The sequence below is a fragment of the Pseudomonas peli genome (genome assembly GCF_050563605.1).
Classification (GTDB): Bacteria; Pseudomonadota; Gammaproteobacteria; order Pseudomonadales; family Pseudomonadaceae; genus Aquipseudomonas; species Aquipseudomonas peli_A.
Genome location: NZ_JBNXUH010000123.1, coordinates 1 through 277 on the forward strand (window position 1 = coordinate 1; position 277 = coordinate 277).

A 277-nucleotide genomic window follows, 5' to 3' on the forward strand; every position below is an offset into this window, starting at 1 on the left:
GACAGGGCATCGTCGGCGTGCAGGGTGGCCAGCAGGCGTTGCCGGGTCAGCTCGTCGAGGGCCAGGCGGTTGGCGCCGTCGGACAGGTGTTCCTGTACGTCCTGATAGCTCTGGGTAAGCTTTTTCACCATGCTGGCGGTGGTGTTGAAGTGGCTGACCACCTCACTCTCTGTCTCTTATACACATCTGAAGCTGGCGACGACGCACCACGAGTGTATTTTGTCGCGGGAGGTGGTTCTATATACGCAACAATTGACCTTTTCTCTCTTGGACAACT

General features: G+C 57.0%; 1 pseudogene. It reads right to left on the reverse strand.

The annotated features are described in order from the left end of the window. Nucleotides 1-170: pseudogene (locus ACQ4LH_RS21265) on the reverse strand (ZapG family protein); the annotation flags it as partial. Between the last annotated feature and the right edge of the window lie 107 nt (nucleotides 171-277).